We start from the raw sequence: 24,451 nt of genomic DNA, 5'->3' as shown, positions 1-24,451 counted from the left end.
GTTCAGCGATCTCCGAGCGAGTCCAAATATTGTTCCTCGCGGGGATAACAATCTCGCCGCTCACCCAGAGATTGTATTATCACATTCTACGCGCTACCGTGAATGAAATTTGCGCATCCCATTCGAAAGATCGGAAGCCAGGCGTCGTCTTGGTTTCGCCTTCGCCCATGAGACCGCGCGCGATCCCCGCTTTCTTGCGGCGACGATTGCTTCAAGACTACAAAAATAAGGACCCGATCAATCGGTTATTGATTGGTCACAGACTACGCCATAAGGCCTGCACGAAGATTTCTCTCAGTGCTTCTTATCAGCCGAAGCTTCCTGATCCGTCAGCTGCGCCATGTGCTGCCTGAGGCTCAGCGGGCGCATGTCAGTCCAGACTTGCTCGACATAGGCAAGGCACTCCTCCTTCGAGCCAACCTTACCCGCATCCCGCCAGCCAAGCGGATTGTCCCGGTCAACCGGCCAAATCGAATACTGCTCTCCATGATTGATTACGACTTTCATTTGCCTGTCATCAAACATGTCAGCTCTCCCGTAAAACGTTCAGCGCCAAATTACGATTCCGATCATCGGATACTTCCATAACAACTGAAAGTAGGATATTGTTAGATGAAGAAACTAAGAGTAGTATCAAGTTCGTGGAAATCTTAGACGCCGATTTTTGAATTTGTGCGGTGTTGCGGGTACGTCGGTAGATTGCCCCGTTGAGGCTTGCGTACCTAGCGAAATACATCGAGGGAGGAAGACATTGGAATCTCCCATTGATATTGCGAGGGCGTCGATAGCCATTGATATCGACGGCAACCACGAAGTGTTCGGATCACCGGCCGCGGTTGCATCCGACCGGTGCGCGCTATTCGTCAAACCACAAGTTCATAACGGGATTTGGCTCTTATCATCGAGAGAGTGCCATGATCTATCAGTGTGTCGGGATCGGCATCGGACCGTCGAACTTAAGTCTTGCCTCGCTTCTCTATCCGTATAAGGGCGTGCTCAGCGCCTTCTTCGATCGAAAGCCGGAATTCGCGTGGCATGACGGGATGTATTTCCCTGGTGCGACGCTGCAAGTCTCGCTGTTCAAAGATTTGGTAACGCTCTCAGACCCGACAAATCCTTTCTCGTTTATTTCTTACCTGCATGCTGAGGGTAAGATTCATCACTTTCTCAACGCTCGATTCGAATCGGTGCCGCGGCGTGAGTTCCGGAACTATCTGAAATGGGCGAGCGATTCGAACGAGAACGTCCATTTCGGTGAAGAGGTCACGCAGATCCGATTCGACGGGCACTTTGTCGTAGAAACGGAGAGGCGCTGTATCCGAGCCGAGAACATTGCCGTCGGCGTCGGCACAGAGGCCCATATTCCCAGCTTCGCCCGGAGCCATATCGGCCCAACGCAATTCCATGTCAGCGAATATGGCGCCAAGGCTAAGTCGCTCAAGGCTAAGCGCGTCGCTATCGTCGGAGGTGGTCAGTCCGGCGCCGAAGCGTTTCTCGACGTCATCACCAGCGAGCGCGACCTGCTGCCGAAGCAGGTAATCTGGATATCGCGCCGAGAGAATTTCCTGCCATTGGACGATTCTCCTTTCGTCAACGACTATTTCATGCCGAGCTTTTCCGAGTACTTTTTCGGTCAGGATGCCGATTTCAAGAGAGCGTTCCTCGAACGGAATGTTCTGGCGAGCGATGGCATCTCGGAAAAGACACTCCGGGAAATCTATCAGCGGCTTTACGTGCTCCGCTTTATCGAGGATTGCGACAATGTGTCCGTGCTGATGCCGGGCCGAACGGTCGAGCAGGTATGGCACGACGGGCGGCAATGGGGGCTGGCCGTGACCCACGATGCGACCAAATCGGAAGAGGAGCCTGTCTACGCCGACATCGTCATATGGGCGACCGGCTTCCGCGGCGCCCGCATGCCATTTCTCGATCCGCTCGTGTCGCGCCTTGAATACGAAGACGTTGAGGTTCGCATCGACGCCAATTTTGCGGCGGTCTGGGACGGTCCGACCAATCGACGCATCTTCATGCTGAACGCCGCGCGGCGGCAACGCGGGTTGGCTGAGCCCAATCTCAGCCTGATCGCTTGGCGCAGCCAATGCGTGATTGAGGCGATGCTGAGCGGGGCAGGCTGCACGCGCGCAGCCCAGAAGCGGTCCTTTATGACCTGGCAGCCGATCAATGCTTGGTCCGAGCGCCAGCACCGTGCGGTGTGAGGGGGCGGCCATGCGCGAACGGGTCGTCGTTGCGGGCGCGGGGATTATCGGTTCCGTCATCGTTCGACAGATCTTGGCCGAGCGACCTGGCGCGGAGATCATCGCGATCGACCGGGACTTGGTCGGCTCAGGCGCATCACGGCGTTCTGCTGGGCTGCATTTTCCGGTTGGCCGGACCGAGCGCGTACGCGCCATGACCGAAATGAGCGAGCGCTACTATCAAGCGCTCGCAGCCCGCGATCCCAGCCTGCCGATCTATCCAGTAGCAATGCATGCGGTTGCCTTCGGCACAGCTGCCGAGGCGGCATGGCGCAATTTCATCAAGGCGGGGCCGATCGAAACATCGCCAGCCTGTCGACGGGCGGCGATGGGCCAACCGGTCGGCGCTTCTGTCTGGTCGGTCCCAGGTTGCCACTACACCGATGTCGCGACCCTGGCAGGTCGCCTTGTCCGTGATTTCCGGTCCATGATCTCGCTGCTTGAGGGCGTCGCCGTCGCAAGTATCCAGGAGGAGACAGGCGCCGCCGTACTGGTGCTCTCGACCGGCGAGACGTTGAGGGCGGACCGATTGATCCTGGCGCCGGGCCCGTGGGTGAATGCACCGGCATGGCGTGCGCTGGTCGCGCCGCTCGGCATCCGGAGCAAGAAAATCATCGCCCTCCATCTGGATGCTCCGGCGGACAAAGCAGACGCTGCAGTCGTGTTCCCGGAGGAGGATGCTTTCCTGCTGCCGCTGCAGTATCGTGGCCATTGGCTTTTTAGTTATACGTGCCTCGATTGGGATGTCGATCCGGACGCGCCGCAGCCTGGTGTGAATCGACAGAATCTCGATGAGGCGCAGAAGGTGCTTCGACGTTACGCACCGGAGCTGGTCGAGAAATTGCGGTCCGGCCGTGTGTTCTGCGACGCGTATAGCCCGAGTCGGGAACCGATTGTCGCCACGGTCGGCGCAAGCGGCCGGATCATTTTCGCCGGCGCTGCAAACGGATCCGGCTACCGTCTCGCACCGGCCATCGCTGCCGAGACGTTGCGGCTGCTCGACAACTGATCACTTGGCCCAAGGAACGCACGCTATGAAAATCATAACCTTGGACGAAAGCGCCTACTCTGCTGCGTTCGGCATCGAGATGGCGCCGGTTGGTGGCCTTGCCGGCCCAGGCGGTGCCGCAAGTTTCGGGCGTGTCTTACCGGGGGGCGAGACAACACCGCACCAGCATGACGAAGCCGAGGCATTCGTCATACTCAAGGGCAAGGGCGAAGTGGTCGTCGACAACGTCATCCATGGCGTCGGTCCGGGCTCGGTGGCGGTATTCGAGCCCTTTGAAACGCACACGCTGCGAAATCCGGGTAGCGTGCCGCTGGAATTCTTGGATCTGTATGGCCGCGATCCAGTCCGCGCGGCCGAAGCGGCCAAGAATACCGGCAAGGAACGCTTTGCCGGTCGGCCTGTATTCGTCTTTTCGACGCCGCCCACACCAAACGGCGATCTTCATCTGGGACATCTCTCCGGCCCCTATCTCGGCGCCGACGTCTTCGTCCGCTTCCAACGCATGAACGGGGTCGCAGCCTATCACCTCACCGGCAGCGACGATTTCCAAAGCTACGTGGTCGCCCGCGCCAACGAGGAAAACACCGAACCTCTGCGCGTCGCCGCACACTATGCCGCAGAGATTCGCGCGACGCTTTCTCTCATGGACATCATGGTCGACCAATTCACCGTTACCGGAACGGACCCGACCTACCGGGGAGGGCTGCAAAATTTCTTTTCGCGTCTGGTCGGCTCCGGCGCGGTGCAGCGGCGGAAGGATCGGTCGCTCTTCGATGGAGCGACCCAGACGTATCTCTATGAGGTCGATATCGGCGGACTGTGCCCGAGTTGCTCGGCGCCGACCGGCGGTAACATCTGCGAGGAATGCGGCGAGCCCAATCTCTGCGTCGATATTGTCAACGCCAAATCCAAGCTTTCCGTGGCGGCACCAGCGCGCGGGACGGCTGAACGCTACTCTCTGCCGCTGCATGATTTCCGCGACACCGTGATGGCTCATCACCGGACCGGTAAGGTTTCGCCGCGGCTCCAGGATCTCGCCCGGCGCGTCTTTGCGCGGGGGGAAATCCATTTGCCCGTCACCCACCCAGCCGAGTGGGGAGTGCCGCCGGTAGAACCGGTCGAAGGGCGCCAAGTCATCTGGGTCTGGCCAGAAATGGCTTATGGATTCCTGCATGGCATTGCTGAGCTTGGCCGCCGCTACGGCCAAGATTGGTCGGCGGACGCGCCGCAGCGCAACTGGAAGATCGTCCACTTCTTCGGTTACGACAACAGCTTTTACCACACGATCCTGTATCCGGTGCTGTACGCTCTCGCTTATCCGGATTGGTCTTGCGACATCGAATATAACGTCAACGAGTTCTACCTGCTCGATGGCAAGAAGTTTTCGACCAGCCGGCGGCATGCGATTTGGGGCAAGGATATTCTGTCGCCGGAGACGGTCGATGCCGTGCGCTATTATCTCGCCCTGACGCGCGGCGAAACGGAGCGAACCAATTTCGAGCTGAAGAGCTGCCAGGCCGTCATCTCTGGGACATTGATCGGGCGATGGCAAACCTGGCTGAACGGGCTGGGCGGTCGTATCGCCTCGCACTTCGCCGGCCATGCTCCGGATGCGGGCGTCTGGTCACCCATACAGAGCGCTTTCCTCGCGCGGTTGCAGACGAGGCTCGACGCGATCGCGGTACATTATGGCGCTGACGGCTTTTCGCTCAATGGCGTGATGCGCGAGCTCAATGGATTGGTTGACGACGTGATCCATTTCACGACGACGCACCAGTGCCTGTCCGGCAATTCCGACGCCTATGACGAGTGGCGCACCGTTATCGCGCTCGAGCTGGCAACAGTCCGGTTGCTCGCTCAATGCGCCACCCCGGTGATGCCGCGCTTCGCCGGCAAGCTGGCCGAGGCGATCGGCACCGATGACGCCACGTCGCATTGGTCGGATCGGGTGATGCTGCTGCGGCCCGGCACCAAAATTGCGCTTGCCACGGCGTGTTTCTTCGCTGTTCCCGGAGCGGCATCGTCTGACGACGCCGGACAACTCGTTAGGAGCGCCCGGTCATGCTGAGGCAGCCTCAGATACAAATCGAGATACAAGACCTGTCGCCATCCGATCCGGAAGCGGTCATACGGACGGAATTTGAAGCGACTCTCCGAGCGATCCTGCACCTCGCCCCTGATGCACCAATCCGGTCACAGGCGCCGGGTGATCTTGGCCTCACCTCGCTCGGCGCGATGACGTTGCAATACAAGCTGCAGACCAACTGGGGCATCGAGCTTTCTGTCGGCGATATTCTGAAGGCAGAGACGGTCGACACACTCTTCGCTCTGGCGATCGCGCGGCGCGCCGCCTGTCAGCAAGAAGGAATAGTAATATGAGTGCCGAGAGCATTCTGAGAGTTGTCGCTGAGCGCGGCCTCGTCTTGTTGCGCAACGGCTCGAACCTGCGCCTCGAGGGGCCTCGATCAGCGATTGACCCGGCGCTGATTGGACTGATCCGCAGCGCCAAATCCGAGCTGATCGAGCATTTGCGGGCCGTGGCGAGGGACGACGGCGGGTGCATCGCTCTGACACCGATGCAGGCAAGCTATTACTATGGTCGCCAGGATCACTTCTCGATGGGTGGCGTGTCCTCCCATGTCTACCGCGAGATTGAAGGCGTGTTTGATGCCGCTCGGCTCGAAGCGGCCCTGGCCGAGGTCGTCGAGCGGCACGGCATGCTGCGCACCCGCTTCGCCGACGATGCGACGCAGGTCGAAGATAGTGCCGCCGAGTGTCAGCCGGTGCGGATCGCTGTGGCGGATCTGCGCGGCCTGAAGGGTGCCGACCAGCAAGCAATGCGGGATCGTACGCGGGCTGAAATGGCCCAGCAGGTGTTGCCGGCCAACCGCTCGCCGCTCATCGAAGTACGGCTGACAATCCTGGGCGAAGCCAATATGATCCTTCATGTCAGTCATGACGGGCTCGTCATTGATGGCAGCAGCGCATTCCTGTTCTTCGAGGATTGGCGCCGGGCCTATGTCGCGACGGACCGGCCGGGCTTGCGTGACGCCTTGCAAGTATCGTTTTTCGACTACGTTCGCGCGCTCGCGGCGTCGCACGCCGCACCGGAATATATGCGTGCGCGCAATTACTGGCTAAGCCAGCTGGAAAAGATTCCGCCCCATCCGCAGCTGCCGTTGTGCGGCAACCCGGCGGCAATAAGCGCGCCGGTCTCGGTTCGTCATGGATTCCGTATCGAGCCGGAGCGCTGGTCCGCGCTCAAGGCGCAGGCGGTCCGCCGCACGCTGACACCGAATGCCGTGCTTGTTGCCGCCTATGCAGAGGTCTTGTCGCTTTGGGGCGCCGGCGAGCGCTTTACGCTCAACATCACCCTGGCGAACCGCCTACCGATCCATCCCGATATCGACCGCGTCATCGGCAATTTCACCGATTGCATGCTGCTGCCGATCGAGATCGATGTCCGAGCCGATTTCGCAGAGCGCGCCGTCGCAATCCAGACCCGCCTGCGCGAGGGACTGGATCATCGTCAATTCTCCGGTCTCGACGTCATGCGAGAAATCGGCCAGCGTGCCTGCACCGGTCAGGCAGTGCCTATGCCGTTCACCTTCAATAGCACACTCGGAGCTGTGCCGGACGGTTCGGCGATCGCCGCCTGGGGGCGCGAAGTCTATTCGGTAAGCCAGACACCGCAAGTTTGGCTCAATGCCTTCGCACTGGAGAGTGACGGCGCTCTCGTTATCCAGATGGATTCGGTGGACGCGCTGTTTCCGGCAGGGCTGGTCACCGCTCTGACCGAGGGCTATGAGCGGCTTCTCGTCGCGCTCGCCGCCGGTGACGCGGCGTGGTGCCGCATCGATCAGGGGCTCCTGCCGCAGGACCAGTTCGCTCAACGCCGGGCAGCCAACGACACGGCCGTCGCAATTCCTCCCGGGCAGCCCTATGCCCGCTTTCTGCAGCATGCCGCCGCAGCACCAGACGCCCTGGCGATCGATTGCGGCACGAGGCGCCTGAGCTATGGCGAATTGCGCGCCGGTGCATGCGCGGTAGCGCGCTGGCTCAAAGGCAACCGCATCGGCCGCGACGACCTGGTCGGCGTCGTGATGCACAAAGGGTGGGAGCAGATCGTCGCGATCCTCGGTGTAGGCCTCGCCGGCGCCGCCTATGTGCCGATTGAGGCGGGGCTTCCAGCGGCGCGGCTCGAGGCTCTGCTGTCGAACGGGCCAATACGGTGCTCGCTGGTGCAGGATACCGCGATGCAAGTCTGCGAGGGCACGGTGAGCTTGACCGTCGATGGCGCCTTCCTGGAGCGAGCTCAGCACACGGAAGCGGATACGCGGCCCGAGGATCTCGCTCCGGTCGATTCGGCACAAGGCGATCTTGCCTATGTTCTTTATACCTCCGGCTCGACCGGCGTGCCGAAGGGCGTGATGGTCACTCGGCGCAACCTGATCAATCTGGTCGCCGATACGACAAAGCGCTTCGAGATTTGTGCCAAGGACCGCTTCTTCGCGGTCAGCAGCTGCAGCTTCGACCTGTCCGTTTTCGACATATTCGGTGCGCTCTCGGTCGGTGCTGCGCTGGTCATCCCCGACGCGGCGCGCGCGGCAGATCCGGGACATTGGCTCGACCTGGCCGCGCGGGCCGGCGTCACAGTGTGGAATTCGGTGCCGGCGATCGTTGGTTTGCTGGTAGATGAGGCCGTTGCGTCCGGCCGGGCGCTGCCACAGACGCTGCGCTTCGTGCTCATGAGCGGAGACCGCATTCCAGCGACGCTGCCGGGGCGGATCGCGGCACTCCAGCCAGATGTTCGGATAGTCAGCCTGGGCGGCCCGACGGAGACGACGGTATGGAACATTCTTTACCCGATCGACCACCCCGGCTCGATCGACGGACCGATACCGTACGGCAAGCCGAACGCCAATAACCGTGCCTATATCCTCGATGCGCAGCGCCGCGAATGTCCCGACTGGGTGCCGGGCGAACTCCATGCCGCCGGCGAGGGGCTCGCTAAGGGCTATTTGGGTAATCCGGCCCTGACCGCCGCCGCCTTCTTTGACCACGAGCCGCTGCGCGAACGGCTCTATCGTACGGGCGACAGCGCCCGCTATCGGCCGGACGGAAACATCGAAATCCTTGGCCGGGTCGATTTCCAGATCAAGCTCAATGGCTATCGCATCGACCCGGCGGAGATCGAAGCCGTGCTGATCAATCAGCCGGGTATCGCCGCTGCCGCCGTGGTTGGCCGCAGCACGCGAGACGGTCCGCGCCTCGTCGCCTGTCTCGTCGAAACCGGCGACGGGACCACGGTAGCCGAATGCACTTTGACTGCAGCGCTCGAAGCGGCACTGCCCGAGTACATGGTGCCGCGCCAATTCGTTTGGCTAGAGCGCTTGGCGTTGACCGGAAACGGCAAGGTCGACCGAGCCTTCCTTGCCCAGACTGCGATGCCGGACGCGCCGGACACGGCCACTGAAGCCGCTCCGGCCCCGCCAACCGAACTCGAAGCGAAGATCATCCAGATCTGGTCCGATATATTGCGTTGTGACGCGATTGATCCAGTCAGTGGATTCTACCAACTGGGCGGCACGTCGCTGTCGGGTGTCCGGCTCCTCGCCCGCATACGCAAGGAATTCGGTATCTCCGTGCCGATCGCCAAACTGCCGCGCCTCGACACGCCGCGTAAGATGGCAAGCCACCTCGACCAAGCGCAATCGCACGTGAAGACCTCGTGACATGGAACAGATCATCAACCGGGTCGCGAATGGTCGGCCCTCGGCCGCAAAGTCGATCGCCATCTATGGCCCGGGCGGGCGAACCGTACTGTCGCTATCCGAACTCGACCGGCTTGCTCGGAAGATGGCTGTCTATCTCCAGCGCCTTGGTATTTCCGCCGGGGATCGGATCGGCATCGTGGCCAGGAACCGGCTCGAATGGCTGCTGCTCGACTTGGCCGCGCTGAAGCTTAAGGCAGTCACCGCCGCTTTCGAGGCGGGGAAATTCCCGGCGGCCGCACTCGCCGAGCGATACGCGCTGCGCATCGTCTTCAGCGATGAAGCGTCGGACGCATCTTGCATTCTGCCGATGGACAACCTGCTTGCCACGCTGGAAGCGCTGCCGGAGGATCTCGACCTCCCTCCCGTCGCCTTTGCGCCTAGTGACGTGACGACGATCAAATTCACGTCTGGGAGCACTGGTGAGCCTAAGGGCTTGGCGGCCACGGTCGGCAGCATCGACAGCTCGATTACTGCGACACAGGCGCTGTTCAATCATTCGTCTGAAGACAAGATTTTTGTTTTCTTGCCGCTGTCGCTGCTGCAGCAGCGCTATTGGGTCTATTCCGCGCTCGTCTACGGGCATGATGTCGTGCTGTCGACTTACGAATTGGCGTACTACGCGCTGTCGCGCGAGGCGCCGACGGTCGTGATGGGTGTTCCCGCCTTCTTCGAGACGCTGCGCAAAGCGATCGCAGCGCGGGTCGAGAGCGACGATCCGGCGGCGCTCCGCCGCGCCGCAATCGAGGCCATGGGATCTCGGATCCGTTATCTCTGGACCGGCTCTGCGCCGGCCAGCCCGGACATGTTGCGCTTCTTCGAGGATTGCGGCACGCCGATCTTTGAAGGCTATGGCATGAACGAGACCTGCATCGTCACCAAGAATGCGCCAGGTGCCCATCGACGCGGCAGCGTCGGCAAACCGATCGACGGCAAACGTGTCTCGATCGACGAAGAGGGCATTGTCGTCGTGCACAGCGCTTTCCCGGTGAATACGAGCTACCTGTTCTGCGCGCCTGGCGACTCGGAGCGCATCTTCCAGCCGGACGGCTCGGTGCGCACCGGCGATCTCGGCCGCTTCGACGAGGACGGGTTTCTCTACATTCTGGGCCGAGCCGACGATATCGTCGTGCTCACCAATGGGCGCAACGTCCTGGTCCGGCCGATCGAGGAAAAGCTTCGGACCTGTCCCGAGGTCGAGAACTGCATCGTTCTCGGTTCAGGAGAGGATCGCCTTTCGGCGATCCTTTGCGCGCCGCACGGCGAGGCGGCGCGCGACGTCATCAAGCGTCATATTGCCGATCTCAACGACACGAGCCGGCCGGATGAGCGGATCGGCACGTTCCTCATCGTGGACGAGCCGTTTAGCATCGAAAACGGGCTGCTGACCTCGCAATACAAACCAAAGCGCAGGGCCATTCTGGCTCGATTTGCGAATGAAATCACCCAAGCGTCAAGGGGCTTGATATGAGCAATCTTCAGTCCACCGTCAAAAGAAATCTCGCAGAACTACTTGATGTCGACGTCGATCGGATCGCCCTCGATGCAAATCTTTCCGATGAATACGGGCTGACGTCGCTCAATCTGGTGCTGCTCGTGACGTCGCTGTGCGAGGAGACGGGCATCCCCGTTTTCAGCTTTACCGACAAGGACATCGCCAGCCTCAGGACCCCGCGCGATGTTGTCACCCTGTTCGCAACTGCCGGCCGCCAGGAGGCTTGACATGGCTTGGAAGGACCTCGCCGAGGTGCGGCTTGAAAACGATTATGCGCGGCTGCGGCCAATCGCTTTCACCGATCGTGCGTCGCTCGCCGAAATCGCTTTCGATGCCGATATCTGGCGTTATTTCGTGCAGCAGATCGATGCGGACGTAGATCTTGACCGCTTCATCCAGCAAGCGGTCGAAGACACCGCTGCCACCCGCCGGGTCGTCTTTGCCGTCATCGACAAGGCGACGGGCTCGGTGGCCGGCAGCATGGCCTACGGCAATTTGGCTGAGGCCGACCGGCGCCTCGAAATTGGCTGGTCTTGGCTCGGCCGCGCCTATCGAGGGAAGCGGCTCAATCGTTGGGTGAAATTTCTGCTGCTGCAGCACGCCTTCGAACGGCTGGACTGCGAACGCGTCGAGTTCAAGACTGACGTGCTCAATCTCCAGGCGCGCAAGGGCTTGCAGAATATCGGTGCGACCCAGGAGGGGGTGCTGCGGAGCTTCAACTACATGCAGGACGGGCGTCGCCGCGATGCGATCCATTACAGCATCCTGCGCCACGAATGGCCGATCGTTCGGTCCGGCCTGCTCAAAGAAGCGAAACTGACCAGGGCAGCCAGCGAACTGGTTGGTGCGGGGCAGTGAAGCCGCTGTGCCTCGAGGGCCTGCCGCGCGAGCTCGGACGCGCCCATGGAGTGTCGCTCCGGCAGCAGATCCGCACCTTTCTCGATGACGATCTGGCGCGGCTCAATCGCGTCTTGCCGCGGCAGATCAGCCTCACGACACTGGAGCCGGAGATTGCGGCCTATCGCCGCGAGATCGCCGCGGCGATGCCGTCGCTTGCCGAAGAAATCGAGGGCTTGGCCGAAGGCGCCGAGATCGCGCCGGACGAAGCGATGTTGCTGCAGATACGCCGCGAGGTGATGGGCTATTCGCGGTTTCATACGGCAGGCGACTGCACGACACTGTGCCGGCGTGGCGAAGACGGCCCCGTGCTTGCCCAGACGATCGACCTCAATGGCAATCTGGACGACCAGATAGTCATTCTCCGGATTGCTCATCGGTCGAGTCCGCGGCGGGTCTTGCTGCTGAGTTTCACGGGACTGCTCGGGTATCTCGGCCTCAACAGCGACGGTTTGGCGATCGGGCTCAACCTTGTGCTCGGCGGTACATGGCGCCCCGGCATCCCACCCTATCTTGCTATCCGCCATTTGCTCGACAGCAGCAGCGATATCGATTCATGCCTGGATTGGTTGTCGAGGGTGCGGCTCGCCAGTTCGCGTTCACTCCTGCTATGCGATGCACACCGCAGCGTTACCGTCGAACTCTGCGACGGGAAGCTTTCCGTCCGAGCCGGTACCACGCTTGTGCACACCAATCATTTCCTGTTGGAAGACTTTGTCGCAATGGACCAGATGAACCCATTCTCGCGCAATTCCTCGGTGCGCCGGCTGGAAGCGTGTGTCGCGCAGCTTGATCGTCCGGGCAGTCACGGAGGCCCGGAGGACTACATGGCCCTTTTATGCCAGGAGCCGATCTGCGTGCCCGACACCGGCAATATATGCCGCGAGAAGACCGTCGGCGCCGTGGTCATGTTGCCAAAGGATGGCATACTCCATATCCGGCGCGGCAATCCCGCGCTGGCTCGAACCGAAAAATTCTGTCTGGCCGTGTGAGATGGCCCGTCACCCCGCCGTTTCAGCCGGCCCAGGCCCAAATTCAACTCTTGCGCAGCAATGCACCGAAGCGGGCACCGGATACGCTCGATCCCAGGGCCAGCAGCTCGCCCGACGCCACCGAACCGCTTGCCGCCAAGTCGATCATATTGATCAGTGGATCGCAGGAGAAGACGTGGCCGATACGTGGAATATTGTCGAGATGGAGCTGGTCGCGGCGGAAGCCAGCCTGCTGCTCCTTCATGACCACGATCGGCTTCCACAGATTGTTGTGCGCGAGGCGCTTGATGTCGCGGAGGCCAACCTCCGCCAGCGCGAACAGTTCGGCATCCGCCCGCCGCGTCAGGTCGGCCGAGATTTCGGCATTTGGCCTCATCATTCGGGCATCAACCGCCGCGGCTGTGCCAAGCAGTTGGAATTCGCCACTTTGTCCGGCGCTGACGATGCAGCTTGCCGCTCCATCGCTGAACACCGCGAAAGGGCGCAGCCTTTCATCATGCGCGCCGATTGTATCTCCGGCCGCCACCAGGATCGCCTGGTGCCGCCCGCTGCGGACCAGCGTCTCGGCCAGGCCAAGAGCGGATGTGAGGGTCGCGCAGCGATTCAGGGTAACGCCGTACGGTATGGCTTGGTGCAGGCCCAGAGTCTCGAGCAGCCGGCCGATGAAATCGGCATGTCCGTCGACATCGGTTGGAAAGTGCGTTGCGCACAGGATGACTGCATCGACCGATGGCTGACGGGCGCCAAAATCCGCCAAGCTCCGGCGCGCCGTTTCGGCCAGCAGCTCGACCGTCGGCCTGGCCGTAACGCGAAAACGATCCCAGCCCCACAAACCCGGGTCGTCGATCATCTGGTTTCGCGCGAGCCACGTGGCCAGACCGGGAATCTCCGTCACACGCCGCTCTTCTTCCCCGAGGAAATAGTGACAGCCGTGAAGATACAATTTCTGGTTTTCCATGCCGCGTCGATCCGCCGGTTGGTGTTATAGGAGTCACCATAGCGAGGTTGTGAAATGAAAGGCCTACCATCAACCGGTATATCATCCAAATCGGATGCGGCCTTGAATGATGTTCAAGGCGCCGCCATACATCGCTTCCTTGGTGGCATGATCGGTCTGTTCCATTTCGATCCGGCGGCTCGACCGTTGGCCGATGCCGCATTGGCCGCGGAGCCGGCCGAGATCGCCGCACTCCTGTTGAAAGATTGCGAAAGTGAGGCGATGCTACTGGTCGCCAAGCAGATTCTGGATGCCACGCTGAGTGTCGCGGAGTGGGACGATGGAGCGCTGGAAGCAATGGCGCAGGCGCCCGTCCTCCGCGGCGGCCGCGTAGATCGGGAACGGCTGTGGCACTGGCTCGAAGAGCACCGTATCGCCACCACGGCGGCGCTCGACGGCGTGGTCGCCTTAGGAACGGCTGCGAAACACTCTCTTCTTCGTGGGCGGGCTGCGCTGTCGTTACTCGGCGATTGCTGGCTCGACACCGTGTCGCAACCCGCGACCCAGCCTGCCGCCATCGTCAACATCCTGTTCGGCCAAAGATGGCTGCTTCTTGGCGAGGGCTGCCCAGCCCGGTCATGTGTCGCTTTGCGCCGTCGGTCCCTCGAAGAGGCCGGCATTTTCCTGCCGTCGATCTCCGATGCGGGCTTCTTCCGCGCGGCCGCGACGGAGCCGATGACGTCACTGCAGGCCGCTTTCTTGCTGTCGCTGTCTCGCTACCCGGCGACCTACCTCCCCGAGTTGGTCGGAATCCACGCTGCCTACCACGCCCTGGGGATCGATGACCGCGTGGCGGGGCTAGCCCCCTTTGTGACACCCGAAACGGCATGGGAGGCCCTCGACACCTACGTCGACGGGCTGCAAGATGACCCGGCGGGTGAAGCCTTGTCCCGCCGCCTCGTCGATGCGATGCGTGTCTTTGTCGGCCTCGAAAGGCGACAGGTGACGATGCTGGCGATGCTGGCGGAACTGGCCGGGCAATCGACGGACCGTTCCCTTGATCTGCAGGTCGCCGAGATCATCCGGCGCCACGCGCCGTTTGCCGGGAAACAGCATGGGCGCGTCCGGATCGGCGGAAAGCTGCTCTCCGAGAGTTTTGCTGAAACCAATTTGGATCTCGCCGTCTTCCTGCGGGATTTCAAGCGCTCCAGCTATCTGCGAGCCGATGCGAAAGGAAGTTGCCGCTTCGTCGACGCCATCAAATTCGGCGGGCCGATGTTCGGCATATTTTCCGAACAGGAAGCGTGCGTCCTCAAATCGTGGTTCCAGCGAGCGGCTCAAACGATCGACGAGCCGATAATCCTGGTACCGGAAGGGCATGACGAATCGGTCACGCGATTGTGGCTCGCCAGCATCCGGAATCGCCCACCCCGCGACACTGTGTTCGAATCTGCCCCAGATCTCGATGACAGGACGCTGTTCTACCGGCTGGTCAATATAGAAAATTTCGCGAACACATTATCGGTTGCGCTGGAGCGCGCACGCGCGGGGTTGGCTCGGGCGGAGGTCCTTTTCAACAACGAGGCCACGGGGCGATATACAGACGCTCGCTTTTTCGAGTATTCCCCCGAGGCCCTGGAAGCTCGGGTCGAGTCGATCTATTGGCACAAGCTCGTCGAACCCTATGCGCCACTCAACGACATTCCGCCTCGTGACGAAGTTGTGTTCGGTCAGAAATACTTTGCGCTGGGCAACCTGATCGATGGCTGCTGGGCATTTCGAAGCAGCGGCACGGGCCGCTTCGAGCGAGCCGCAGATGCGACTTTGTTCAGCATCTATGCCGATGAGATGGGCTTGGGTGATATTCAGAAGAACCACATCACGCTGATCTATCGGGTCCTGAGGAGCCTGGAGATCGACCTGCCGCATATCCGTGACGAAGCGTTCATCGATCAGGACGAAATCCCCGACAACTTCTATACTTTTCCATTGAACCAGCTGTCACTCGGCCTATTTCCGAACCGCTTTCACCCTGAGATTCTCGGCTACAATCTGGGCGTCGAAATGTTTGGCCTCGGCGAGGTGCGGCTGCATGAGATCCAAAAGCTGAAGCACTGGGGCTTCGACCACATTTACGAGGATGTGCACCTCTCCATCGACAACCTCTCCGCCGGACATTCACGGCAGGCGGTGACGATCATCCAGGCGCATCTCGACGAAACGGAGCGGCGATACGGCACCGCTGCAGTCGCCGCCGAATGGCGCCGCATTTGGAATGGCTATGCTGCGTTTTCCTATTTCATGGAAGGTGGGACGCTGGAATCGCCCCACTCTGTCATGATCGACGATGATGCGATCGGCGATCATTGTGCTTTGACGCTCTGACCGTTCGGCGAGCCGGTGCCAGCGGATGACCGGATCCTGGCGGGCGGTGCCGCCACGAGGCCACCGCCTTGCCTTCGGGAGAGTTTTGCAACACCGGGTCGAAGGGGCCGCCGTGAAAATATTCGACACCTCGGTTCTTAGACTGCCGCTCTACGAGGAACGGCATCGGCAACTCGCGAGGCGAATTGAAAGCTGGGCTGACGAGATCTCGCCAGAACTTGGCGAGATCGAAGGTCGCTCGCCCGCCGAGATGGGCCGTCATCTAACGGCCCTGTTCGGGCGAACCGACTGGTACGCGGCCGTCGGCGGCGCCGATGCGGCCCCTGATTTCCGCAGTATCTGCTTGATTCGCGAGGGCTTCTCGTTCATCCATGATTTGTGCGATTTCGCCTTCTCGATTCAGGCCCTGGCCGCTGCGCCGCTGGTCCGGTACGGTTCTACGGAACAGCGCGCGACTCTGCTCCCGGACATACTGGCAGGGCGGTCGATCGGGTGTCTGGCCTTATCCGAACCCGACGTCGGCTCGGACATTGCCAACGTTTCGCTGCGTGCCGAACGTCGTTGCGAGTCCTATGTCCTGAACGGGACGAAAACCTGGATTTCCAACGCCGACATTGCCGATTTCGCGATTGTCCTGGCCCGAACGGCTGACCAGTCGGGGCCACTGGGGCTCAGCTTGTTTTTCGTGCGCGCTCAATCGCCTGGGATGCGTGTCGCGGAGACGATTGAGGCGATGGCGCGGCGCTCCTTTGGCAGCCTGAGCTTTGACGAGTGCATCGTCCCGGCGGCCCAAATGATCGGAAAGCCGGGACTCGGCTTCCAAATCGCGGGCGAAATCCTTGAGCAGTATCGGATGACGGTTGGCGCTGCCGCGACCGGTTTCGCCCGCCGGGCGCGGAGCGCAGCGCTAAAATGGGCTCGCTCTAGGCGCCTCTCGACCGGCACGGTCTGGGACATGCAATTGACTAAATCGAAGCTCGCCGACAGCGAGGTGGCGCTGACCGCCAGCGCATTGCTCGTCGCCCAGGCGGCGTGGGAAATTGACCAGCAGATCCGTGGCTTTGGAAAGCACTCCAGCATCGCGAAACTGTTTGCGACTGAACATGCACAGCGGATCATCGATGATGCAGTACAGATCTTCGGCGCCGCGGGAATCGTGAAGGATGCCGTGCCCGAACGTCTCTATCGGCAGATCCGATCGCTGCGCATCTACGAAGGAACCTCGGAGATTCAGCGCCTGATCATCGCAAGCTATCTCCAGCATCCTGACATCGGATAGGCCTCCCGCGTGAAGGGCGGCAGGCAGATTCGGCGGCGTGACCGCGGGGCTCTACGAAACGGGCAGGGATCTCGGGGCCAACAACTCCCAACCGGTCACAACTCACTGCGTGAGGAGCGCGGTCCGAGAAGAAACCGGTTGACCGCATCGGCAAATTCGTCTGGATCTTCGACCATCACCGCGTGGCCGGCACGAGAAACTTCGCACAGCTGGCCATCTTTCAACAAGCGTATGATATCTAGTGCTTCTTTTTTGCAAAGGACCGCAGATCCTCGGCCTCTTATCAATAATGTTCGGCATAAGATCTTAGAAAAAATAGCCCGAACATCATCCGTTCGCGCCGATCCTGTGCTTATTAGTTGCTGAATCCTCTGATCGACTTTGAGTACAAATCTTCCATCGGCGGTCTCGCGCAGAGCGTTGTCTACGATGTGACGAAGCATTCGTGGATGAGTCAGCGGTCGCTTGGCCGATATCCAGTCGGCGTACTCGGCGAGCGAGTTGTAGCCATCGCATTGCTCGTGGAACTGCGAGAGAATATTTTCGCAAACGTCCGGTTCGGTGCTCAAAGAGAAATCTACAAGAACCAAGTCTGTTACAAGGTGAGGGACGGCTGCAGCAACTTGAAGCGCCACGGCCGCACCAAGGGAATGCCCTACAAGAGAAACATTACCAAGTTTGTATTTCTGAATAAGATCGAGAACGTCTGTGGAATAGGGGCCAACGCCATAATTTCCTGTTGGATCTTCATCGGAATCTCCGTGCCCCCTGAAATCGATGATTATGGCACGGTATTTTTTCGGCAAGCGAGGTGCAAAGTCGTACCATACATAGCCACCTTCGCCGAAGCCATGAAGGAGTATGCAAGTCGCGTCTCCACGACCACACTGCTCTATGCGGAAAGAGAATTGGTCTCCCCCGGGCGCCGGCGTGTGCAACAGGTCCGGCTCTTTCATAGATAGCACCTTATCGTTCGTTAGATGAAGGGCAGCTCCGATCCAGTGTCTAAATCTGCAACGATATCGTCATCACCCCATAAGATGGATGGCTCTATGCGCTCGATCACGGGGGGCCAAGCGCTTAAAAAGACAAACAAGAGTTCTAGCAAAAGTAGCAAAATTAGCTATATACCGATAGTGGGTTGAGGGTCTCAATAGCGCAGCCACCTGATCGAGCTCCGTGAAGCCTCGCTTGCGATGGTCGAGGCGAACGACGCCTGATCGCACGATCGGGCCGACGGCCTGGCGAGCGTTCATTGAATCCACCGGGAGCGCCATCGAACCTCCAAGGTGGAATACAGAGCGACGATCAAGAGGTTGGGTAGCCACGAGGTAAACGCCGGGATCGGAGACGTGCTGGAATAGCTGGCGTACCCCAACGCGTAGCCGATCGGAATCTGCAGGCGAAGGACAACGGCTCATCGGGAGATGTATCCTGTCTGCATCCGTCTCGCACCTTGCCGCTGCTATTGGTTAAACCGTGGTCTTGCCACTGGGATTTCCCGGGGAGGGAAGCCCGACTGTGATTGAACCGTTCGGGCGGACAAGGATTGGGGGGCGCCGGCGCTGGAGCCGGGATGAATGAATGCGTGCTGGGACGAATGGCGTTCTTAACGTGACGAAAAGCGCTCCATTTTGGCGAGATGCGATCTCATTCGGATCTCGCGGCAACGTTCGGAAGGAGACTCACTGATTGCCGTAAGGACCGATGGAGTAGTTTTTCTGGCGGCTGTGGAAGCGATAGCCATCCGCCAGAGTTTAGAAGCAGCGTTGCCGGGCCTGCTCACGTCCGGCGTGACGAAGAGATAGAGGCCGCCGTCGGTCACGTCGGGAATCTTGGCCGGGCTCCACGGGCCCCGCCGAATTTTGGCCGGGCGTTGCGGCAGTCAACGTCCGTCTTGATCTGCTTTGGGTTGGGCGTGCGCGCCGTCGTTTTTTGCGGGCCATCTGCTCAATTCCCTCATTCGGAATAGCGAAAGTCAGCGCGAACGTTTGTTCTGCCGATACCAACACGATAAATCGGGCGGCTCGGAGCGGACGAGAACAATCGGTGATGAGCGCCGATGTACGCGGAAGTCCTAATTTTTCAAGGGGTTGGGGCGCTGCGCGGATGGCTGCGAACGCTTGCGACGGCAATCACCTAATACCATAACCAATTGAATTGGAAGCGATTTTCATCGCCAATCGCTGTCAATACCAACACAAATACCAACAAGATGACGCTCGGTATTAGCTGACAAAAACATTCCCCAAGCAATCAGGCCATTTCGGTCTCCACAATCGCCCCGACCGTGATCGAATCCGGCACTAGTCGAAATCCGGGCGGGATCAATCTAGCGCAATATCGGCGGGTCAGGGGGCTCTTGTCATGAGTACTCCATCCATCGTTCCCCACGGAGGCGAGCGAGACACCTCGTGTGAGGCGACTCGGCTTGCGCTTGGCGCGAGAGACCGCCCACGAAAAGCTGATCGCGCGGCGCCGATTTTCGTATGGCGGTCAGGAGTGACCGTCCGGAAACGGTCTCTTTGCTTGACAAAAGCGAAGCCGCGGCAATGTTCAACGTCCCATAGCCGCCGCTCTCGCCAGTGCTATATGTTTCGCACCGAGCAAGAAGCAAAGTCGGTCGGCGGGCCATGAACGAAAGAATGGGGAAACGGAAACGCAGGCGTCTCGCCGCCAAAGGGATTGCTTCCTCGCAAGAAACCACCACGCTACTTCCATGGCGGCAACTTCGGTCTGCAGATAGGAGAATATATTCTGCCGCGGTCGGTGACCGGCGTACCGCAAAATGGCGATGTTTCGCCAGAAATTCGTCGACGATCGCATCTACATGGTAAAGCTATTCGACCAAGCGGCAATTTGGGCAGCTCACCACGAGTATCCGCGAATTTATGAAGTTGAAGTCGAGTGCGTGGTCGAAGATGATCCTGACGCGCCAGGGACCGCTTTCCAATGTGAGAAAGCACGCATCGTCAACGTCTACAAGATTCCGCCAGAGATGCTTTTGGCCGCGAGGAAAAAGCTACTTCTGTGATCGGGCAGCTTGCAACGATCCTCACGAGAGTAGCGACGGCTGTCATCAGGCCTGATCTGAAATTGTCGATAACCGTGCGGTCTATTTGGCCGAATGGGTCTGATCGCTTCGACGCGGGCGCGACGGTGCGCAGACTGGATCGCCGCACAGATTAGGGGCCTAGCTCGCTCTCGTTTCGACCCTCGGCAGCGAAGCGTGATATTCATCCACACTGTCGAGGTCGATCAGAGTCTTACCTCCCATCTTGTAGGCCCTGATCCTCTCGTGGGCGATCAACTCGTAAGCCTTAGTCTTTCCGAACTTGCCATAGCGGCAACCGTCTTTGAACTCGGCGAGTCGGCGCCGGCTGTTGTTATCATTGTCAATCATGGTATGTGCTTCGATAATCTCTGCCACGATCGGATTAGGCCCCATCGAGCGACGTGGGCATTTCTATGCCGAGCCCAACTATCCGGGATCTATTGAACTTTATCGCCCACGGTGCCGAGCAAAAGGCATTCTCATTCCGCCACTAACCCCTGCGCGCTCTGGCATGCAAATTGGACTAATCGGAAGCGCTGTTGGCAAGCTCGAAACCCGTCGTCCTTATGCTCACACCGAACTGGGTACCAAGTGCGTTTCTGGTGCGAAACTGGTGCAGTAACGCGTGCTCATGCAGAAGAGCCGAGTAAGGTCTTCATCGCAGGACTCTCTCACGAACATCATGCGGAACAACTTTACCCTCTCAAGGCTGAAACAGGGGTTCGATTCCCCTAGGGAGCGCCAAGATCAGAGGAAAGCATTGATTTTACTTACATTTTTAGGCTGAGTGTCAACCGAGGGACCTTAGGAACGGCCACCTTGACAGTTCCGGCCGCATTCCCCCCATGCTCAGGCATGCAAGGTATGTGCAAGGCTTTTTAGACAGCCACGGCCATCTGCGACACTACGTCCGAAAGAAGGGCATACCGCGCGCCACCCTGCCCGGGCTGCCCTGGTCGGAAGAGTTTATGCGGGCCTACGCAACCGCCCTGGAGGAGGGCAGCAAGGCCGGACAGGCAACGAGCGCGCCTGAAGCTGGCAAGCGGCGCACGCCCGTCAAAACCGTTCCCGCTGGCAGTATGGCGGCCCTTATCCGGCATTACAAAAAGTCCAAGTTCCCCGAGCTGGGCCAAGTCACTCAGGACAACTACACCCGCCTATTTGCCCGGCTCGAAGAGGCCGCTGGAAGCCTGCCCGTCGCCAAGATCACGGAGGAGGACATTCAGCGCATGGTCGACGAACGGGCTGCTGAAGGCGGCATAGAGGCCGGGAACAGTACGCGGCGAATCTTCCGGCTGCTCATGGCGTTCGCCAAGGACCACAAGTACCGAAAGGACAATCCGGCCAAGGACATCAAAAAGAAGCGTCGACCGAAAGGCGCGAAGAAAGGTTGGGACACGCTGTCGGAAACCAACATAGCCGAGTTTTTCGAGCGGTGGTCCCTCGGCACTCGGCAACATCTCGCTATGACCGTACTGCCCTACACCGGCCAACGGCGCGGCGATGCGGTCAGGCTCGGGCCTCACAGCGTGGTCGGCGGCAAGTTCGATCTCGATAACCTACGATAGCAGCATCGAAGTCCGACAAAACAAGACCGGCAAAGAGCTGGAAATCCCACTAGCTGCACAACTCGCAGCCGCGCTCAAGGCCTGCAAGATCGCAGCCGATGCGCCAGCATTCATCCTGACTGAACGCGGAAAGCCTTACAGCGACAAGTCGTTCACCGGCAAGTTTTCAGCCTGGGGCAAAGCGGCCGGGATCACGACGCAATGCAGCCCCCACACGTTGCGCTTCGCGGCAGCCCGTCGACTTGCCGAGCTGGGGTTGTCACTGAAGGTGATTGCCAGCATCACCGGCCACGACAGCTTGAAAGAGCTGGAACGATACACGAAGGCTGCGGAGCAAAGGCTGCTCGCCAAGCAGGCTATTGCCGCGTTAGGCTCACACTAGCCCACGGGTTCGCATCTTCCGCATCGCCCGAGAGAACTTCGAAGGCGCGGTCAATCAGTCGCATGTCCCACAAGACCATGCCGCCGCGCCTGATGGGCCTCGGCATCGTGCCGTCCTCAACCCAGTTATCGAATGTGGACGGAGACACCCCGACGTAGAACTCCGCGTCTTCACGTCGCAATCCCCTGCGAGGGCGCGTGAACGCGGATTGATTGGGGCTTTCCGTTCTGACCATCGGCAGACCTTCAGGGGCGACAAGCATCAGCCCTGTAGTCGCACGGATTTTCGGAAGCTGTCTATTAAATAGCCGTTTGCCGTGACATTCTCCGGGATTGACACCTGAGCTCAAGACCCGCAAAGGTGGCAATGAGGGGAATCATATATGACCAGCCGCCGACCCTTACTAAGGGTGAGTCGTCAAATAAACGGGCTACTTTGTCCACCGAAAGATCGCAGCCATCGACAAGGCCGCAGAAATTTCGCTCCTTGCAGAATTTGCATTTCTGAAAAACAAAAGGCGGTTATCCATACTCGCCCTGCGCGAGTAAACGAGCGTCTCGCGCCGCCAACTCGGTGGCCAGCCATATCACAAGCAAAGCTTGTGACCTTTAGCCCCCAGAGGGTCGGGTGGCACTCACCCCTCACCCTCTAGAAGATCGCGTATGCGTGCAGCGATCCGCCGCGCGTCCTTCGGCCTAAGATTGGGCTTCACACTATCGAGTATGCCCAACACTGCCTGAGCCTCCTCTGCATCAGATGTCGCGACTTGGCGATCTGCCAGGCTCAAAGACTGATCGGCCGCGCGGGCCTGATTGGCTGCAAGCACCTCAAGCGCTTGCGACCGTAGGGCTGTGATGTGCCGCTCGAAAATGTGCATTCCGTTGGCCCGGTTTAACCTGGTGGGTACGGATCGCGCCCATATACCCACTCGCTTCTGAATCTATTGTCGTGGCTTTGGACCAGAACCTGCGCGTCGTTTCCTGCCTGCCCCTGCTCGTGGGCGTTTTTCACTGCGACACCGATGGCCTCTTGCTCAGTGGCATAGGGGCCGGAGTACACATCCTTGAGCGAAACCGCCCATTGGCCCTTGTAGCGCGTGACGAAGTATTGAACGCCAGCCATAAAGCTTTCTCCAGCATCGCCTCTATGATCGTTGGTCCGGATGATCTTTGCAAACCTGACGCGGTCGCCTCAACTACCCGAGTTGGTGGCCGCCTCGTAGCGTCGCTAACGCGCGGGGTGGGCGACATTTAAGTCGACGATCTCGTTACCTGGGTGTCTCACCGGCCCGCACGTTAATCCACGTGTCGAACGCGTCCTTGGAGCAACCACAATAGGCGGCCCGCGTCGGCCTTAGTGGGGGCCCCGAGGCGCGATCTGATCGGCGCGTAGTATCCGCTCCGAACGTCTCAGCTCTGCGGGCGAAGGTTTGTCACGCTGATGATCACCGTCCATTTGGACCTATGGTAGAAGTTAGCGGCAACATGACTCGGCGCCCGCTTAGAGAAAAAGCGCTGTCCCCTACCACGCGCCGCTAACTTCAACATGGCCAGCCTCAAGCGCCTGAAGCTGACGGCGGAAAGTCTCGTCCGGAAAGCCCGTGGCACAACTACCAGGACTGGTCGTCGCCAGGCGCTTGGGCGATCAGTCTCGGCGATCTTCGAGTTCGAGACGTTGCGAATGACTTCCATTTTAGTTCCCCTACAGGCTTCTTAGTGAAACCCCGCAGAGACTGATGGAAGCCTCCGCTGGCGGCGGGAGGCTAAGAACCTGTAGAGGACAGGCGCGCTTATTCGTGCTGTTTCCAGCCTTATTTCGCGGCCCTCCCGCCATAGCGGAACGTTGAACGGAAAGCCGGACACAAAAAAGCGCCGTTCGAAGCTCGGCGCTGTGGGCGCCTTTAATGGGGTTCTTAGGCCCCGCGCAATCTATCGACTGTGCAACCATACAATGCACAACCGCGCCGTTTCTGTCAACGCCAAATCCGCTTTAAGCCACTGATTTTAGGGGCTTTTTGTAGGGTGACATTCCTTACACAGACTGAACCACCTTGCGACCCTCAGTCGGTAAGGGGGTGAAGACTACGCCCATTGATAAATCGATGTCTGCGGAAAGCAGCGCGGATGCGACTCGGCGCCCATATCGACCAGGGGGTCTTGGATAGGGGGCGCTGCCTGCCGCATCCGCACTTCCGGGAAGGTTGGCGACGAACGTGACTCGGCGCATTCCACCTGGAATGGAGCAAGCAGGGAAGGCGCTGTCCCTATCACGTGCCGCAAATCCCGGTAGTGGATTCTAGCAAGGCGCCGCCAAGCAATCGCCTACCGGGATTGGTGGGCATGCAGAAACGATCAGAGCGCCGCGAACTGTGCGCTGATCTCCCCATATCTCTGCTTCAGTTGCCGCAACCTCTGAAGGCCAAG

At 59.9% G+C, this 24,451-nt stretch carries 19 protein-coding genes; 14 read left to right on the top strand and 5 right to left on the bottom strand.

All coding sequences use genetic code 11. From position 1 onward, the window contains the following. Positions 1–294: 294 nt before the first annotated feature. On the bottom strand, positions 295–525 hold the full coding sequence (locus XH79_RS22580) for an MbtH family protein (protein WP_225143554.1): 231 nt from the start codon (positions 523–525) through the stop codon (positions 295–297). A 389-nt stretch (positions 526–914) separates the two neighbouring features. On the opposite strand from XH79_RS22580, the gene XH79_RS22575 reads away from it, so the two are divergent. The 9 genes from XH79_RS22575 to XH79_RS22535 are packed head-to-tail and all read left to right on the top strand — an operon-like array spanning position 915 to position 12,422. Beyond that, positions 915–2,216 (top strand): lysine N(6)-hydroxylase/L-ornithine N(5)-oxygenase family protein, encoded by a 1,302-nt coding sequence (locus tag XH79_RS22575; RefSeq protein ID WP_271582982.1) that lies wholly within the window; start codon positions 915–917, stop codon positions 2,214–2,216. A gap of 10 nt (positions 2,217–2,226) precedes the next feature. Next, entirely contained in the window at positions 2,227–3,264 is a 1,038-nt protein-coding gene (locus tag XH79_RS22570; RefSeq protein ID WP_271582981.1) for an NAD(P)/FAD-dependent oxidoreductase, read from the top strand. 25 nt (positions 3,265–3,289) lie between these two features. After that, positions 3,290–5,332: a class I tRNA ligase family protein gene (locus XH79_RS22565; protein ID WP_271582980.1), complete on the top strand. Its 2,043-nt coding sequence runs from the start codon at positions 3,290–3,292 to the stop codon at positions 5,330–5,332. Then, positions 5,326–5,643, top strand: coding sequence for an acyl carrier protein (locus tag XH79_RS22560; RefSeq protein ID WP_271582979.1), 318 nt, complete (start codon positions 5,326–5,328; stop codon positions 5,641–5,643). The genes XH79_RS22565 and XH79_RS22560 overlap by 7 nt, the downstream gene beginning before the upstream one ends. Beyond that, entirely contained in the window at positions 5,640–8,999 is a 3,360-nt protein-coding gene (locus XH79_RS22555) for a non-ribosomal peptide synthetase (RefSeq protein ID WP_271582978.1), read from the top strand. Before XH79_RS22560 ends, XH79_RS22555 begins: the two co-directional genes overlap by 4 nt. A 1-nt stretch (position 9,000) precedes the next feature. Beyond that, complete coding sequence (locus XH79_RS22550) at positions 9,001–10,509, top strand: AMP-binding protein (RefSeq protein ID WP_271582977.1); 1,509 nt, start codon at positions 9,001–9,003, stop codon at positions 10,507–10,509. Then, complete coding sequence (locus XH79_RS22545; RefSeq protein ID WP_271582976.1) at positions 10,506–10,760, top strand: acyl carrier protein; 255 nt, start codon at positions 10,506–10,508, stop codon at positions 10,758–10,760. The genes XH79_RS22550 and XH79_RS22545 overlap by 4 nt, the downstream gene beginning before the upstream one ends. 1 nt (position 10,761) lies before the next feature. Further along, a complete protein-coding gene (locus tag XH79_RS22540) occupies positions 10,762–11,391 on the top strand; it encodes a GNAT family N-acetyltransferase (RefSeq protein ID WP_271582975.1) in 630 nt (209 codons plus the stop codon). Further along, positions 11,388–12,422 (top strand): C45 family autoproteolytic acyltransferase/hydolase, encoded by a 1,035-nt coding sequence (locus tag XH79_RS22535; protein WP_271582974.1) that lies wholly within the window; start codon positions 11,388–11,390, stop codon positions 12,420–12,422. Before XH79_RS22540 ends, XH79_RS22535 begins: the two co-directional genes overlap by 4 nt. A gap of 43 nt (positions 12,423–12,465) precedes the next feature. On the opposite strand, the gene XH79_RS22530 is transcribed toward XH79_RS22535, so the two are convergent. Continuing rightward, positions 12,466–13,380, bottom strand: coding sequence for a hypothetical protein (locus XH79_RS22530; protein ID WP_271582973.1), 915 nt, complete (start codon positions 13,378–13,380; stop codon positions 12,466–12,468). A 102-nt stretch (positions 13,381–13,482) separates the two neighbouring features. Between XH79_RS22530 and XH79_RS22525 the strand changes: the two genes are divergently transcribed. After that, positions 13,483–15,744 (top strand): iron-containing redox enzyme family protein, encoded by a 2,262-nt coding sequence (locus tag XH79_RS22525; protein ID WP_271582972.1) that lies wholly within the window; start codon positions 13,483–13,485, stop codon positions 15,742–15,744. 112 nt (positions 15,745–15,856) lie between these two features. Further along, the gene (locus XH79_RS22520; RefSeq protein ID WP_271582971.1) at positions 15,857–17,023 is read left to right on the top strand and encodes an acyl-CoA dehydrogenase family protein; all 1,167 of its coding nucleotides are present in this window, start codon (positions 15,857–15,859) and stop codon (positions 17,021–17,023) included. A gap of 95 nt (positions 17,024–17,118) precedes the next feature. On the opposite strand, the gene XH79_RS22515 is transcribed toward XH79_RS22520, so the two are convergent. After that, the gene (locus XH79_RS22515) at positions 17,119–17,979 is read right to left on the bottom strand and encodes an alpha/beta fold hydrolase (RefSeq protein WP_271582970.1); all 861 of its coding nucleotides are present in this window, start codon (positions 17,977–17,979) and stop codon (positions 17,119–17,121) included. A 1,832-nt stretch (positions 17,980–19,811) separates the two neighbouring features. On the opposite strand from XH79_RS22515, the gene XH79_RS22510 reads away from it, so the two are divergent. Continuing rightward, a complete protein-coding gene (locus XH79_RS22510) occupies positions 19,812–20,057 on the top strand; it encodes a hypothetical protein (protein WP_271582969.1) in 246 nt (81 codons plus the stop codon). A 159-nt stretch (positions 20,058–20,216) separates the two neighbouring features. On the opposite strand, the gene XH79_RS22505 is transcribed toward XH79_RS22510, so the two are convergent. Beyond that, the gene (locus XH79_RS22505) at positions 20,217–20,426 is read right to left on the bottom strand and encodes a hypothetical protein (RefSeq protein WP_271582968.1); all 210 of its coding nucleotides are present in this window, start codon (positions 20,424–20,426) and stop codon (positions 20,217–20,219) included. Between the two features lie 497 nt (positions 20,427–20,923). Between XH79_RS22505 and XH79_RS22500 the strand changes: the two genes are divergently transcribed. After that, a complete protein-coding gene (locus XH79_RS22500) occupies positions 20,924–21,646 on the top strand; it encodes a phage integrase central domain-containing protein (RefSeq protein ID WP_271582967.1) in 723 nt (240 codons plus the stop codon). Then, complete coding sequence (locus tag XH79_RS22495) at positions 21,582–22,028, top strand: tyrosine-type recombinase/integrase (RefSeq protein ID WP_271582966.1); 447 nt, start codon at positions 21,582–21,584, stop codon at positions 22,026–22,028. Before XH79_RS22500 ends, XH79_RS22495 begins: the two co-directional genes overlap by 65 nt. 891 nt (positions 22,029–22,919) lie before the next feature. On the opposite strand, the gene XH79_RS22485 is transcribed toward XH79_RS22495, so the two are convergent. Next, on the bottom strand, positions 22,920–23,150 hold the full coding sequence (locus tag XH79_RS22485; protein ID WP_271582965.1) for a DUF2188 domain-containing protein: 231 nt from the start codon (positions 23,148–23,150) through the stop codon (positions 22,920–22,922). Between the last annotated feature and the right edge of the window lie 1,301 nt (positions 23,151–24,451).

Origin of the sequence: Bradyrhizobium sp. CCBAU 45389 (assembly GCF_028128625.1) — a bacterium.
GTDB classification, from domain to species: domain Bacteria; phylum Pseudomonadota; class Alphaproteobacteria; order Rhizobiales; family Xanthobacteraceae; genus Bradyrhizobium; species Bradyrhizobium liaoningense_B.
Note: the sequence above shows the minus strand (reverse complement) of the source record. Positions and strands in the feature narration are given on the sequence as shown.